Below are 14,248 nucleotides of genomic sequence, written 5' to 3' on the forward strand. Positions count from 1 at the left end.
ATTTAATCCCCCGTCACTAATGTACTGGTAAAGATATCGGCATCACCTGCCAGGTGCCGCAGCCGTCCTGCGATTTCATGATGCTTCAGAGAAGGCGGAATGAGCGCAAAGAGTGTCGGGCCGCTGCCCGACATAAGCGGTTTCAGTCCTTCTCTGCGCAGCAACTGCTTAAAATGGCTGATTTCCGGTACATCGGGAATCACCAGTTCTTCAAAGGTATTTCCCAATGCCGCCGTAACCCGTTCCAGAAGGCCTGCCCGGACTGCCTCTTCCTGGGCATTGATATCGACCGGAGACTGTACATCCTGGGAATCGAACAGGCTGTACGCCCTGGCCGTATGCACGGCAATATGCGGATGGACAATCAGCACAGGCCAGTCTGGCAGCGACGGCAGTTTTTTCAGGATTTCCCCGATGCCCGTTCCCCGGGCCGTACCGCCACGGATACAAAAGGGAACGTCAGCGCCGAGACGGGCCCCGATACGGCACAACTGGTCATAAGAAAGACCCAGGTGCCAGAGCCGGTTCAGTCCTCTCAGGACAGCCGCACAGTCCGTACTGCCACCGGCCAGACCGGCAGCAATCGGGATTTTCTTGACAATATGGATACGGACGCCGGCTTTGCCCTTGCAGTACGGGCGCAGCGCTTCATAGGCCTTGTAAGCCAGATTGGACCGGTCACAGGGGAGAGCCGGTTCAGAGCAGGAAATTTCTACGCAGTCCGCTGGTTCCAGCCGGATTGTATCATACAGGCCGATAGACTGGAATACCGTATCAATATCATGATATCCGTCATCACGTCGTCCCGTAATCCGTAGTGCCAGATTGATTTTCCCATATGCTTTTTCTTCTATCATGCTGTATCTCCTGTTCTATCTATGCCACGCTTTATTTTTTCAGTACGATTTACATTTTTTTGTGTTGAATTAAAACTTACGTATGCTATAATGATGAGACAGCCGGATATCCATGTGACAGGCCGTGTACCGGCGGGCATACATATCTATAATGCCTGTATTGTAATCTTCATTATAATGTTTTTTTTCACATTTTACAACGTACTTTCAACTATTCGGACCAGGGAGGCATTATGAAAGTCAAGGAAGATTTCAATTTGAAAGAGTTTCTCATCCCGTACATTGCGACCACCATCGGAAGCTTTATCGCCGCAGCGGGTGTCACAGCATTTTTCATTCCTCATCATCTCCTGAGCGGAGGGATTGGCGGTATCTCCATTCTCATCTATTACCTGACAGGACTTCCCATCGGCATTGGCATGTTCATCCTGAATATTCCTATCATGGTAGCCTGTTACAAATTCATGGGACGTCAGTATACCATACTCAGCATCGTCGGGACGATCGTCATCTCCATTGCCTTTGATGCTACGGCCTTCCTGACAGACCTGAATCTCATCAAGGACCCGATTATTTCTTCCATCACCGGCGGGGCTGTAAACGGCCTCGGCATGGGCATCATCTATAAGTACAACGGAAACAGCGGCGGCCTGGATGTCGTCGGTGCCATTGTGAAAAAGTATTATTCTCTGGAAATGGGAAATGTCGTCATGATCCTCAACGGCTTTATCCTGATTTTTGCAGCCTACTTATTTACACTGGAACTGGCTGTACTGACCTTCGTCGGAGTCTATATTTCCGCCTTTGTCACCAACAAGGTCGTCGTCGGGCTCAAGCAGCGCAAATCGGTCGTCATCATCTCCAGCCGGGCCAGCATGATTGCCCAGGTCCTGATGCGCTATACAGGCCACGGAGCCACCTATCTTCACGGTCAGGGAGCCTATACGATGCAGGATAAACAGATTGTCTATGCCATCATCAAACTGACGGAAGTATCCAAAGTAAAAGAACTGGTAAACAAACTGGACCCCAAAGCATTCATGATCATCAGCGACGCTTCGGAAGTCGTAGGCCAGGGCTTTACCCGTCCGGCTGCCAAAGATGATGATATACAGAAATCGTCTATGGGAATTCCCCACACAAAAAATACACTGCCGCCGGAATATTAATCAGATTACATCAAAAGGGCTGTCACACGAAGCAGAATTGTTTCGTGTGACAGCCCTTCTTGCGATATAAAACAGACATACTATATGCGCAGTTCGTTCGTATCGCGGTATATAAGCCATTCGGCAATATTATTGGCATGATCGGCCATGCGTTCAATATATTTTACGACCAGGACGATGGCGATATAGTCACGGGAATTTTCCGGGTGAGCCGTAATTTCTTTGGAGATTTCCGTCATGATAGAGTTAAAGGCCATATCGACAATATCGTCTTTATCCCGCATCATACCTGCCTGGGCAGCAGACCCTTTTTCTTTGTAAAAGTCTATGACATCACTGACCATGGAAGACATGACGCCATACATTTCCCTGAGACCTGCCGGCAGGGGTACATTATGATGCGTTTTTTCCAGATGAATGACATAATGGCTGATATCGGCACAGTGATCGGCTATCCGTTCCAGATCGGAAAGGATTTTCAACGTAGCCATCAGGGCGCGGTAGTCGGCTGCAACAGGGCCCTGCATCATGCTGATCGTCAGGTCTTTTTTCATGCAGTCCTTGACCATAGCATCGATTTCGTCATCACCGTTATAAATCCGGTTAGCCAGTTCGATATCTTTATGTTCCAGAGCCTTCCAGGCGTTATCGACGGCCTGTTCCACTTTGATGCCCAATTCAATCATTTCATTCCGCAGTTCTGTTACGGATTTTTCGTAAATTTCCAACATGGTGTATGGACGCTCCCCTCTTAGCCGAACCGGCCTGTAATATATTCTTCCGTCTTCGGATTGGACGGATTGGTAAACATATCCAGCGTATTATTGAATTCAATCAGTTCCCCAAGGAGGAAAAACGCTGTCTTATCGGATATACGGCGTGCCTGCTGCATACTGTGTGTTACGATGACAATGGTATAATTTTCTTTCAGTTCCAGTGCCAGGTCTTCGATTTTCTGCGTGGAAATCGGATCCAGTGCCGACGTCGGTTCGTCCATGAGAATGACCGACGGGTCTGCTGCCAGCGTACGGGCAATGCACAGACGCTGCTGCTGGCCGCCGGAAAGGCCGAGGGCGCTCTTCTGGAGACGATCTTTCATTTCATCCCAGCAGGCTGCCTGGCGGAGACTTTTTTCAACGATTTCGTCGAGTTTCTGTTTATTCGTGATGCCCTGTATACGGGGACCGTAGGCTATGTTTTCGTAAATGCTCTTAGGGAACGGAGTCGGCTGCTGGAAAACCATGCCGACACGGTAGCGCAGGGCCAGTGGATCGACTTCTTTAAAAATATCTTTTCCTTCAAACAGGATTTTGCCCGTGACACGGCAACCTTCCACCCAGTCATTCATGCGGTTCAGCGTTTTTAAAAACGTCGATTTCCCACAGCCGGAAGGGCCGATGAGAGCGGTAATCTCATGTTTTTTTATTTTCATGCTGATATTGCTCAGGGCCTGGAAATCACCATAAAACAAATCCATATCGGTAACATCAAATGTATATTCAGCTGTGCCGGCAGCTTCCTGTACGGCCGCTTGTTCCTGTGCCAGTGATGCTTCCTGTTTTTTTTCAATTTCCGCAGCGGCAAAGCCGGTCAGCGTTTTTGTCATTTCTGCCATTATTTATTTCCTCCCATTTTCTTGTCAATGCGGTAGCTCAGATACCGGGCTGCCAGGCTGAAAGACAGGACCATGATCATCAAGATTGCCGACGACGACGCTGCCTGCTGGGCTGCATCGGCCTGAAGCGCTTCCGTGCGCAGGGCCCAGATATTCAGAGCCAGTGTTTCGCCGGGACGGAACGGATTCAACGGACACGAAGAAGACGTAATATCCCAGTCCGTCCAGTTAATATCCGTAGACATACCAGCCGTAAACATCAGCGCAGCAGCTTCCCCGAAGCCACGTCCGGCGGCCATGATGAGCCCCGTCATAATGCGCGGGAAGCAGGCAGGAAGCAGGACGCGCCAGATAGTCTGCCAGTGAGAAGCCCCCAGTCCCAGACTGCCGTTACGGTAACTGGATGGCAGATTGCGCAATGCATCTTCCGTGACCGATGTGACCAGCGGCAATGTCAGGATAGAGACGGCCAGTGCGCCGGCAAACAGATTCCACTGTGAACCGGTCATGACGATAAATACGAGGTAGCCAAACAAGCCGACGACGATGGATGGCAGAGATGCCAGCGTTTCTACAGCCATGCGGACCCAGTGGGTCAGGCGGCCTTTCTTCGCGTATTCAGCCAGGAAAATACCTGCCGGAATCCCCGTGATCGTACTGGCAACGAGAGCCAGAAAAACAAGGTAAATCGTATTAAAGAACATGTTTCCCAGTCCCTGAGGGCCAAAGGAGAGCATTTTACTTGTCATACCGCCGACCTCGTCGATGACGACGTACAGGACGAAGGCGATAAGCAGGATGACGGCAAAGGCTGCCCCTGCGACGAAAATGCGGGTCATGCACTTATCTTTTCTTTTTTTTGCTTCAACACTGATCATATTAGTTTCTGCCTCCTTTTAAATCGGAAGCGGCATTGATTTGATGGATAATAAAGATAAAGAGGAACGACAGCAGGAACAATACCAGCGCCATCGTCCACAGCGCGGCATTATATTCGCCGCCTTCCATGGCACCGCCCATATCGGCAGATATAGCGGTAGTCAACGTACTGGCCGGTAAGAAGAGAGACGTGGGAAAGACTTTCATCTGTCCGATAACCATGGCAACAGCCAGTGCTTCCCCCAGCGCCCGGGCCAGTCCCAGGATAATACCGGTAAAAATACCGCTTTTAGCTGCCGGAAGAACGACATGGGCAATGGTTTCCCAGCGCGTCGCACCCAGGCCGTACGAGGCTTCCCGCCAGGACTTGGGAACGGCTGCCATAGCATCCGCTGCCATCGTCGTGATGGTCGGGAAAATCATGATTGCCAGGACGATACCTGCTGCCAGTACAGAAAAGCCAAAGGGCATAGGGAACAGTTTCCGGAGCGCCGGAATGAGTACGGTCATCCCGACAAAACCATATACAACAGACGGAATACCCGTAAAGAGTTCGATAGCCGGCTGGATCAGGCGGCGTCGCCGGGGTGTCGCGATTTCCGTCATGTAGATAGATGAAGCCATGCTGAAGGGCAGGGAAATAAGCAGTGCCAGTGCACATGTGACCAGTGAACCGGTCAGGAACATAGCCGCGCCGACCTGTCCGCCGCCTTCTGCCGTATCGCTCGGTTTCCATTGGCCGGAAAATAAGAATTCCGTTACACTGTGACCGAATGTAAAGAATGTATCTGTACCTTTAATAAAGAGAAAAGCGCCAATGAGAAGCGGCACCAGTGCCATACCGATGCCGCAAATCGTAATAAAGGTTCTGGCTGCTTTCTCGTTGCGGTGAGCCTTCTGGACTACCGTATCGATTGCCTTCATAACCTGTCCCCCTATGAGAAACAGCGTGCCGGATTTTATACTAAAACCCGGCGCCGCACTATCTGAATGAATATACTTAGTGAACTTCTTTAGTCTGCATCTTGGAACTTACGCCATAGCCAAGTTCTTCAATCCGTTTGCCATATTCAGCACCCTGGATGAATTCGATAAAGGCTTTGACAGCTGCTTTCGGTTCTTTGCTGGTGTAAATGTGTTCATAACCCCAGACACTGTATGTACCATTATAGGTATTTTCCAACGTCGGTGCTACACCGTCGATAGAAACGGAATCCACACTGCTGTCTTTGATAAGATACGGAAGAGCGACATATCCAACAGCGCCCGGATTCTGGGCTACGCTCTGGATGAGGATACCGGAGTTATCTGTTTCAAGGGATTTGTTATCGGCTTCTTCAGCGCCATTGATTGCATACTGTTTGAAGAGAGCACGTGTACCCGATGTTTTCGGACGTGTTACGAGAACGATCGGCATGTCTTTACCGCCAACGTCTTTCCAGTTGGTGATTTTAGCTGTAAAGATATCCTGCAGCTGCTGCCGTGTCAGGTTCTTTACGCCTACATCTTTATTAATAATCGTAGCAACGGTCATGACACAGACCTTATGATCTTCCAGTTTTTCTGCTTTGGCTTTGTCCAGTTTCGTTTCAGCCGGAACATCGGAGTTGCCCATATCGACGGAACCGTCGGATACCTGTTTCAGGCCCGTACCGGAACCACCGGCATTAAGAGTAATAGTAACGTCCTTATTGCCAGCCTTGAACTGTTCTGCCGCATCCTTTACGAGTGGCAGCAGTGCCGAAGAACCGGAACCGGTAATACTGCCGGAAACAGCAGCCTGCTTACCGGAAGCTCCCTTATCCTTGTCACCAGAACTACCGCACCCGGCAGCAGTTACAACCATCATAGCAGCTAAGGCTACGAGAACTAATTTTTTCCATTTCATCGTAAATCGTCTCCTTTGTGGAAATTGGTTTCCTTGTTCGATTGCAACCTAATGGTAACAAGGCCGTGTAAGGGATCTATGTAAAGAGTGTAAAGATTCTGTCAAAAAAATCCCGTTCTGTCACGTCCCGGAATGGTATACGCCATAAAAAAATGCTGTTCCGGCACATCTTCCATCAGGGGGAAGACGTACTGGAACAGCACACTCTGATTATCTTATGTATATTTTATAGTATAAATAGAACAAGGCCATTATCGGCCGGAGAACGCCTCATCCTTTTTGATATACAGGCAGCGTCGCCGCCGCATAAGGCATGACGGTAATGGTATAGTCCTTTTTATTTTCTGCCTGCAGTGTCTTCTGCGCCATCTGCCAGGCTTCTTCCATGGTTGCAGCCGGAATTTCACCAGTCCTCTGTATGACATCGAAGTAAGCCCGGTCGGTGACAATATATACTTCTTTCATCATCCGTATGAGACAACGGGTCTTATACGCCGAAAACGCAGGAATGGTAAAATGCTGGCGCACGGCAGCAAGTACCGCATCCAGATCATCCCGGAAGAACCAGTCCGTAAAGTCTGCCGGCTCATACATATCGGGGCAGGCCATGGCCAGAATCAGGATACCGCCGGGCTTTACGGCAAAAACAGCGTTCATATGGGCCTTTGTGGCCTGATACAGGTTGATATCTTTGGGATGTCCCCCGGCAGATCCGATTACGACGTCAGACAGATGGCCGACTGGTACGCCATCCAGCGCCAGCAGGCGCCGGCAGCCTTCCTGCCAGGCCGTGCGCCAGTTGCCGCTCACGACATCGTGCAATCCGCCATCCGCCGTGAGGACCAGATTGACGAGGAATGCCGGTCTGAGGAAAGCTGCACCTTCCATCATATCGCAATGAATCGGGTTGTCCGCGAGTTTTCCCGCATCACACCGGGGATCCATACCGTACGGGCAGGCATCATTCAATGCCAGGGCATGATTGGTCATGATCGTATCATACCCGGCAATGCCAGGTAGTACTGCCTTGCGGCCGCCGCCGAAGCCAGCCATATCGTGAAAGGAAACGGCGCCGGTCAGGATGACCGTATCAGCCTCAACAGCCAGACGGTTCAGGCGAACGTCATTGCCATAGGAAGTCGTTCCCACCGATACGAGCTGACTGTCATCGTGGCAATCATGCTGCACGACCTTCAGCCGCCGTACCATGTCCTTTCCGCACACAGCCGCTGTTTCTTCTTCTGTCTGCTGGCGGTGCGTCCCCAGTGCGACGAGGACAGTAATCTGATCATCGCTGATACCTGCTTCTTCCAGTTCGGATGCGATGGCCCGCAGCATCCGGTCCGTATGGACGGCCCGGGTAATATCACTGACAATAATGACAATCGTACCGTCCGGTTTTACACAATCGAGAAGAGGACGGCTGCCTATGGGATGGCGAAGAGAATCGCGGATAGCCGTTTCTTCATCGAATATAACGTCCGAGGGAGAACCTGTAAGATAATATTGTATATGCCGTTCATCCAGAGCCAGGCTCTGACTCCCTTTCCCATAGGGAAACTCAAATGATTTCATGTCTTCTGTTCTGCCTTTCACTGATTTGTACGATATAAGGGAAAGGAAACGGTAATCGTCGTTCCCTCCCATTCTTTGCTCTGCAGGGAAATCCTTCCCTGATGCTGTTCTACAATATGCTTGACAATGGCCAGTCCCAGGCCGCTGCCGGAAATCGTCTGGGAGCGGCTGGCATCAACGCGGTAAAAGCGCTCAAATACGCGTTTCTGCTTATCTTCCGGGATGCCGATGCCTGTGTCCCTGACGATGAGCAGGACCCGGTGTTCCTCGGAGCGGACGGTCACATACATATGACCGCCGGGCCGGTTATATTTTACGGCATTGTCGATGAGATTCATGACGACTTCCCTAAGCCGTCCCGCTTCGCCCCATACAGGTACCTTTTCCAGTTCGCAATGGACTGTGACCTGCTTTTCATGAAGGACCGGTTCCATAAAACCGACAACATCCTGCACGACGGCTTCCAGGTATACGGGCCCGCGTTCCTGCATTTTCCGCCGTTCTTCAATGTGGGATAAATGAATGATTTCCTCAATCATAGAAAGCAGCCGTTCGGCCTGTTCGTGAATCCGGCTGCCAAAATGCTGGACATCTTCCTTATTCTTAAACATACCGGCCGACAGTATTTCCGAAAAACCCCGTATAGACGTAAGTGGTGTTTTCAGTTCATGGGAAACATTCGAGGTAAATTCCCGGCGCAATTGTTCCCGCCGTTCCTGTTCCGTTATATCGTCGAGAATAAACAGGATACCGTACACTTCCTTGTTTTTATATACGGGCTGCACCGTCAGATGATACAACAGGTCATCCTTGCTCAGGCGCTGTTCCTGGGCTATGCCGGACATATCGTTTCCACGGATAGCCTGCCAGTCCGGTTCGGTAAACAGAGATGGCAGTGAAAGCCCTGTCACAGCCAGGTCCCGGCGCAGATTCAGGACAGACAGAGCGCACTGATTGATGACCAGGACTTTATAGGTTGTATCGGTCAGAATAACCCCTTCCTGAAGATTTTCCAGCATGAGACGGATAATATTCCGCTGTTTTTCCAGTGTTTGTATCGTATGTTCAATGGTCTGGCTCTGTTCGAGTATTTTCTCTACAAGAGGCCGCAGTTCACTATATACAGGTGGTACTTTGCCCTGGATGCTTTCAGGAGATCCGATATGTTCCATAATGAGGGCCGTACGGCGCAGCGGCGCCAGGAGACTGGCAGTCAGTTTGCGCGACGCCAGGATACAACAGAGGAACATAAACAAGAGGAGCAGGCACAGGAGAGGCAGCAGAGACGCAAAATGGGCATACAAGGAATCCCGTTCCATACTGAGTCTCAGTACGGATCCATCGTCCAGGCGCGCAGCCTGATAGTACAGCATTTTTGACAACGTATGGGAATCTCTGATAGAAGAACCGGATCCCGTCCGTATAGCCTGCTGCACTTCCGGCCGTTCCAGATGATTTTCCATGATTCCATGGTCGTAATCCGATTCATATAATACATTCCCGTCCGGTCCGATCCAGGTAATCCGCATGATTCCCTTTTCGGAATGACCGGTTTCCTGCAGGTAGGTCAGAGGACTGGCCACCTGTTTCATTCCTGTCGTCAGGACGGTCATAGTATTTTTAAGTTCTTCTTCTGCCTGTCCCTGCATGGAATGCCAGACAAGGACACTATAGATAATCATAGTAACGGCCATGCAGGCAAAACCAATGGCCAGCAGGCTGAGATAAATGCGCTTTCTCATGACTAGTCACCTTTCATGACATAGCCGACACCGCGCACGGTGTGAATCATCCGGCTGGCCGGGCCCAGTTTCTGGCGCAGGCTGCGGATGTGCATGTCGATGGTACGCGTTTCTCCTTCATAGGAAAATCCCCAGACCGCTTCCATGATGCGTTCCCGCGTCAGGACGATACTCTGGTTGATCAGCATATACCGTAATAATTCAAATTCCTTGACGGTAAGAGGGCACGGCACGCCATCTACGGTTACTTCATGTCGTTCTTCATCCATATGAACGGTTCCGCATTCCAGTACCTGACCCACTTCTCCCCTGGCCTGGCAGCGGCGGAGCACTGCGTGGATGCGGGAAGTCAGTTCCACGATGCCAAATGGTTTTTTGACATAGTCATCAGCTCCATCGTTCAAACCCTTGGCAATATCGAATTCACTGGTTTTCGCCGTAAGCATGATAACCGGCAGCGTTTTATATGCGGTCTGGCTGCGCAGTCGGTTCAGGATGTCCAGACCGCTTTCACCAGGCAGCATAATATCCAGGAGGACCAGATCTGGTTTTTCACTTTCCAAAGTCTGCCAGAATTCATGACTGTCTGCCATCGTTTTTACAGCAAAATTCTGACTTTCCAGGGCATACCCTATGAGTTCCCGGATACTTGCATCGTCTTCTACACAATAAATCAAAGGCACGTGTACCACCCTTTCTTCAGGTCATAAGATTATACAATACAGTATATAGATATTATATGTATGCATTATGTAACTTCTGTAAAAGGTATGTAAAAAGCAGCTGTGCCCAGGCACAGCTGCCGGATAGTTAGAAATCTAAATCTTTGGATATAAGCTGGACTTCCCATTCTTTATCCACTTGTTTATAGGTAACCGTAGCAATAAAGGAATGGAGGTCCCGGATCCATGTGAAATTACGGTCATCGATGTTACCATTATCGAGGTTCTTATTAAACGTAAACATAATCGTATCGAGAGGCGTCAGGACATACCCTACAGAGAACCCTTTCTGACGGGGATGATCGATCGTATCAAAGCGATACGGTGTATATCCGCTCAGATTATGTTTTTTATACCAGAAACTCGTCCACAGCCGCGAATTGATTCCCTGATTGAGTATAACGCCCCAGTAGGGATCCTTCCGGACGGCATCGCGATAAGAATACAAATCCTTCCTGTATCCCGTAAAGAAGCGGAGATTGGCCTTGGACCACAAGTGAATCGGATTGTGGGTCAGCTCTGTACGGAATCCTTTATGTACACCTTCCCGTTCCCCTTCAGACCAGCGGCCCCAGCTGGCGCTGCCATCGGCATAAATACCGGAGCTGCCGGCGTAGATGCGCGGCATATAATACCGCAGTTCCGGCCAGCGCGTAGCCCAGATATGATTGTCATTGTCAGTACTTTCTTCCTTACTGTAACCAAACGTAAAGGTCCCGACAGGCGTCCGTTTGCCGACTTTAAGCCCTGGCTTGAAGCCTTCTTTGGAGTAAATTGCATAGTTTACGTCCATATAGAGGTCCCCATTCTGATTCATGGGGAAACGGGCATCGCCGCGCAGGCCGATGCCGTTGTCATTATTATACGTCGGACGCGGCAGAAGGGAAAAAATCCACGGCTTCTGATTGCGTTCTTTATCCAGTCTGCCTTCGTAATGGCCATACGTGAAGAGACAGATGTTCTTGAACCACAATTTCGTATTTTCTGCCGTAAATTTCTCACCGGGGTAAATGTGGATATCATCACCGGTAATATAATAGTCCGGCGTTTTGGCTACGGCATGAGGCGTCGTAATGAGTCCGTGTCTGACATAGCCTGTACCATCATACATTTCTGCCCCGGTCCCGCGGATGTACGTCATGGGATCCATAAATCCCTGAACCGTGTCCATAGTAGCACCCGGTCCTGTACCAGAGTACGTCAGACCCGTCGTTTCCAGCGCCATGGTACTGTTCAGATAAACTGCTTTCCCCGCTGTATGATATACCTGGGACTTCGTATTACCTTCTATCGTATTGGCATGGATTTCATCCATCCCCCGCATGATGTCCACATTGCCGCGGCCGGCAACAAAACCGTCCTTGCCGCGGACAAGTACTTTATCTGCCGTCATGTGGACCGGCTGCTGGGGCAGGACTACATCGTGGGCAGCCGAAGCTTCATCCAGATCGACTGCCTGTACACCGTCTGCAGCCGTCCGGGCTACAGGCAATGTTTCTTCCCTATGATTTTTTACTATAGCGCTGCTCTTGTCAGCCGGCACGTCCTGGGCAGAAATCTGCAAAGAAAGAGGCAGCAATGCCAAAAGAACCGCCACTGTCAACCTTTTATTCATCTATGTCACCTGTCAATTATTCATTCGTCGGTGTAATCGTTACAGTAGACTGGATATCATCGGAGTCTGCTGTCGTATCGTGTTCCAACGGTACAGGGGTCACCGCTTCCGCTTGTTTTAATTCCGCTGTCGTCGTATCGGTCACGGGACCTTCTTCCGGAGCCGTGCGGCTTACGGAAGAAGACGGCACAGCAACACCACTTGCCGCCATATCAGCGGTAGCCGTATCTGTTTTTTCTCCGTTCTGGCGGAACCCGACCACATCGGTATTCGCCTTTGTTTCCGCATACATAACCGTTCCGGCAGGAATATCGACGTCATTGCCTTTGACAAAAAGCCCTCCTACCAGGCCGACCGGTCCGAGAATAATCGCTCCCGCTGCCGATGCCCCAACGGCTCCGGCAGTACGTTTGTACTGTTCTTTCGTCTTTTCCCCTACAGTCAGCGCCACCGGCGTTCCATCGGCAGCCCGTACAGTATGATAGGAAATTTCTACTTTGCCATCGCGGCCAAACCGTCCAGCCTTACGTGCCTTGCTGACCGTGGCATCGGTTTCCATTCCCCGGGGAATAGCCACGACATCGCCAACCTGCACATCTTCCGCTACGATGAAACGCACTGTATCGCCTTCGGTCAGTGTCTTAGACTGGATGGGATCCATATTTTTCATCGTAACGATCGTACCAGCCGGAACCGATACGGTTTCCGATGTGAACTTCTTATTGCCAAGAAGACTGGTCCGCAGCGCATGAACCCGGCCGGAAAGAGACCCTGTAGCTACTTTGCCATCCAGGCCTTCTTCCAGTTCCGATACGCGGCTGATCAGTGGTTCTTCCGTGATTTTACCGGAATACTGCCACTGCATCATGTTGACGGCTGCCAGCAACGATAAATCAGAACCGGAATTTCCATATACGTCGGTATACAAAGAATCCGTCCGGTTCTGGATACTGCCAGAAAGTCCGGCCTGTCCATTCAGGGTCTTATCCAGCGCCTGGATCCGGTCATTGAGTGAACCGCTCTGAGGAGCGCCATATACAGTCGTTTCTACTTTTTCGGCCTTTTCCAGTATTGTATAATCAGCTGCACCGGCAGCCATCGTACCGCACATAGCCAGAACAGCCAGTAAGCAGGCTGCTTTCTTTCTCCACATGCTGCATCCCTCCATCACATATAGTATATGTATCAGTATAAATTTTTTCGTCTATTCTATATAATTATATCGGTTTCATATATAAAAAGCAACACTGGCCGTACTAATAACCTGCACAGCCTGTCAGGAAAATTCTCAAAAAGTAAAAAAGACATGTCATTACGGCCTTTCGCCTGCAAATGACATGTCCTTTTTGCTCTAAGCTCTGCGCTTTTTTGCCTGTCTTTTACGCCACCATAAAAATCCATAAATAGCAACGACAATAACTGTCAGAACCAGCAGCCGTTCCCAATGTTCATTAATCCGCAGCAGGTCATGACCGAACCATACTTCGACGACGACCGCCGGGATTTTACCGATGGCATTGGCAATAAAATGATCCCTGTACGAAATGTGGCTCAGGGCACTAAAAGCCGTTACCACTACATTGGGAGAATAGGGAATAGCCCGTCCCAGCATGATAGTGCGTATACAGCTGTACGAATCCAGTTTTTCCAGTTTATTGCTGCGCTGGATCACCTTTTTAGCCTGATTCCTGAGCAATGTCCGCGTCAGCCGGAAACTTACTTCTATTCCCAGTACTTCACCGATCCAGGAAATAATAATTCCCGGAACCAATCCGAAGATAACGCCGTTTACCGTCAAAAAGGGAATAGACGGTATGGCCAGTGCATTAGCAAAAATGATCATAAAAACGCTGACCAGAATGGCACTATAGCCAAAAGACGCGATATAATCGGTCAGACCATCCAGATCGCCTTCCACAGTCAGCCGCCACATAGTTGAGTAAAAATCAGGCAGAAACCATTGGATGGACCACAGGAACAGAATTACCGCCAATACGCCGATAATCCGCACAATCCAACCTATTGTCTTATCAGTCATATGGATACTATCCTCTTTTTCCCCTTTGCAATAACCTTAAAAAGACTGCCTTGTGAGCCAAGGCAGACAATTTCTTTCGCACGACTGCATTACCTGTCAGATACAGACTTGTACCTTGTAACCGTTATCATGGCAATACAGACTAACA

The 14,248-nt window shown here is 49.9% G+C and carries 13 protein-coding genes; 1 reads left to right on the top strand and 12 read right to left on the bottom strand.

The window, feature by feature from the left end:
• Window positions 1-2: 2 nt before the first annotated feature.
• A complete protein-coding gene (gene ispE, locus DW949_RS00695) occupies window positions 3-857 on the bottom strand; it encodes a 4-(cytidine 5'-diphospho)-2-C-methyl-D-erythritol kinase (RefSeq protein WP_118021364.1) in 855 nt (284 codons plus the stop codon).
• 233 nt (window positions 858-1,090) lie between these two features.
• Here ispE and DW949_RS00700 point away from each other — a divergent pair, with 233 nt between their 5' ends.
• Window positions 1,091-2,026 (top strand): YitT family protein, encoded by a 936-nt coding sequence (locus DW949_RS00700; protein ID WP_118021365.1) that lies wholly within the window; start codon window positions 1,091-1,093, stop codon window positions 2,024-2,026.
• An 80-nt stretch (window positions 2,027-2,106) separates the two neighbouring features.
• Here the strand turns inward: DW949_RS00700 and phoU are convergent, their stop codons facing one another.
• From phoU to DW949_RS00755, 11 genes are all read right to left on the bottom strand, one after another.
• Entirely contained in the window at window positions 2,107-2,757 is a 651-nt protein-coding gene (phoU, locus tag DW949_RS00705; RefSeq protein WP_118021366.1) for a phosphate signaling complex protein PhoU, read from the bottom strand.
• 20 nt (window positions 2,758-2,777) lie between these two features.
• Window positions 2,778-3,641, bottom strand: coding sequence for a phosphate ABC transporter ATP-binding protein PstB (gene pstB, locus DW949_RS00710; protein WP_118021367.1), 864 nt, complete (start codon window positions 3,639-3,641; stop codon window positions 2,778-2,780).
• On the bottom strand, window positions 3,641-4,519 hold the full coding sequence (pstA, locus tag DW949_RS00715) for a phosphate ABC transporter permease PstA (protein ID WP_118021368.1): 879 nt from the start codon (window positions 4,517-4,519) through the stop codon (window positions 3,641-3,643). Before pstA ends, pstB begins: the two co-directional genes overlap by 1 nt.
• A 1-nt stretch (window position 4,520) precedes the next feature.
• The gene (pstC, locus tag DW949_RS00720; protein WP_118021369.1) at window positions 4,521-5,444 is read right to left on the bottom strand and encodes a phosphate ABC transporter permease subunit PstC; all 924 of its coding nucleotides are present in this window, start codon (window positions 5,442-5,444) and stop codon (window positions 4,521-4,523) included.
• Between the two features lie 76 nt (window positions 5,445-5,520).
• The gene (locus DW949_RS00725) at window positions 5,521-6,408 is read right to left on the bottom strand and encodes a phosphate ABC transporter substrate-binding protein (protein WP_118021370.1); all 888 of its coding nucleotides are present in this window, start codon (window positions 6,406-6,408) and stop codon (window positions 5,521-5,523) included.
• Between the two features lie 270 nt (window positions 6,409-6,678).
• Window positions 6,679-7,983 (bottom strand): nickel-dependent lactate racemase, encoded by a 1,305-nt coding sequence (gene larA / locus DW949_RS00730; RefSeq protein WP_118021371.1) that lies wholly within the window; start codon window positions 7,981-7,983, stop codon window positions 6,679-6,681.
• A 17-nt stretch (window positions 7,984-8,000) separates the two neighbouring features.
• Window positions 8,001-9,725, bottom strand: coding sequence for a cell wall metabolism sensor histidine kinase WalK (locus tag DW949_RS00735; RefSeq protein WP_118021372.1), 1,725 nt, complete (start codon window positions 9,723-9,725; stop codon window positions 8,001-8,003).
• Between the two features lie 2 nt (window positions 9,726-9,727).
• Window positions 9,728-10,408 (bottom strand): response regulator transcription factor, encoded by a 681-nt coding sequence (locus DW949_RS00740; RefSeq protein WP_118021373.1) that lies wholly within the window; start codon window positions 10,406-10,408, stop codon window positions 9,728-9,730.
• Window positions 10,409-10,535: 127 nt separating this feature from the next.
• On the bottom strand, window positions 10,536-12,062 hold the full coding sequence (locus DW949_RS00745; RefSeq protein WP_118021374.1) for a hypothetical protein: 1,527 nt from the start codon (window positions 12,060-12,062) through the stop codon (window positions 10,536-10,538).
• Window positions 12,063-12,078: 16 nt separating this feature from the next.
• Entirely contained in the window at window positions 12,079-13,215 is a 1,137-nt protein-coding gene (locus DW949_RS00750) for a hypothetical protein (protein ID WP_118021375.1), read from the bottom strand.
• Window positions 13,216-13,413: 198 nt separating this feature from the next.
• On the bottom strand, window positions 13,414-14,100 hold the full coding sequence (locus DW949_RS00755) for a TVP38/TMEM64 family protein (RefSeq protein ID WP_118021376.1): 687 nt from the start codon (window positions 14,098-14,100) through the stop codon (window positions 13,414-13,416).
• Window positions 14,101-14,248 lie beyond the last annotated feature (148 nt).

The organism is Megasphaera sp. AM44-1BH (genome assembly GCF_003467125.1).
Taxonomy (GTDB): Bacteria; Bacillota; Negativicutes; order Veillonellales; family Megasphaeraceae; genus Megasphaera.

Excerpts from the sequence above, each read along its gene's own strand:
- DW949_RS00745 (WP_118021374.1), bottom strand. The coding sequence starts at position 12,062 with ATGAATAAAAGGTTGACAGTGGCGGTTCTTTTGGCATTGCTGCCTCTT.
- DW949_RS00755 (WP_118021376.1), bottom strand. The coding sequence starts at position 14,100 with ATGACTGATAAGACAATAGGTTGGATTGTGCGGATTATCGGCGTATTG.
- DW949_RS00735 (WP_118021372.1), bottom strand. The coding sequence starts at position 9,725 with ATGAGAAAGCGCATTTATCTCAGCCTGCTGGCCATTGGTTTTGCCTGC.
- phoU (WP_118021366.1), bottom strand. The coding sequence starts at position 2,757 with ATGTTGGAAATTTACGAAAAATCCGTAACAGAACTGCGGAATGAAATG.
- pstC (WP_118021369.1), bottom strand. The coding sequence starts at position 5,444 with ATGAAGGCAATCGATACGGTAGTCCAGAAGGCTCACCGCAACGAGAAA.
- DW949_RS00750 (WP_118021375.1), bottom strand. The coding sequence starts at position 13,215 with ATGTGGAGAAAGAAAGCAGCCTGCTTACTGGCTGTTCTGGCTATGTGC.
- ispE (WP_118021364.1), bottom strand. The coding sequence starts at position 857 with ATGATAGAAGAAAAAGCATATGGGAAAATCAATCTGGCACTACGGATT.
- pstB (WP_118021367.1), bottom strand. The coding sequence starts at position 3,641 with ATGGCAGAAATGACAAAAACGCTGACCGGCTTTGCCGCTGCGGAAATT.
- larA (WP_118021371.1), bottom strand. The coding sequence starts at position 7,983 with ATGAAATCATTTGAGTTTCCCTATGGGAAAGGGAGTCAGAGCCTGGCT.
- DW949_RS00725 (WP_118021370.1), bottom strand. The coding sequence starts at position 6,408 with ATGAAATGGAAAAAATTAGTTCTCGTAGCCTTAGCTGCTATGATGGTT.
- pstA (WP_118021368.1), bottom strand. The coding sequence starts at position 4,519 with ATGATCAGTGTTGAAGCAAAAAAAAGAAAAGATAAGTGCATGACCCGC.
- DW949_RS00700 (WP_118021365.1), top strand. The coding sequence starts at position 1,091 with ATGAAAGTCAAGGAAGATTTCAATTTGAAAGAGTTTCTCATCCCGTAC.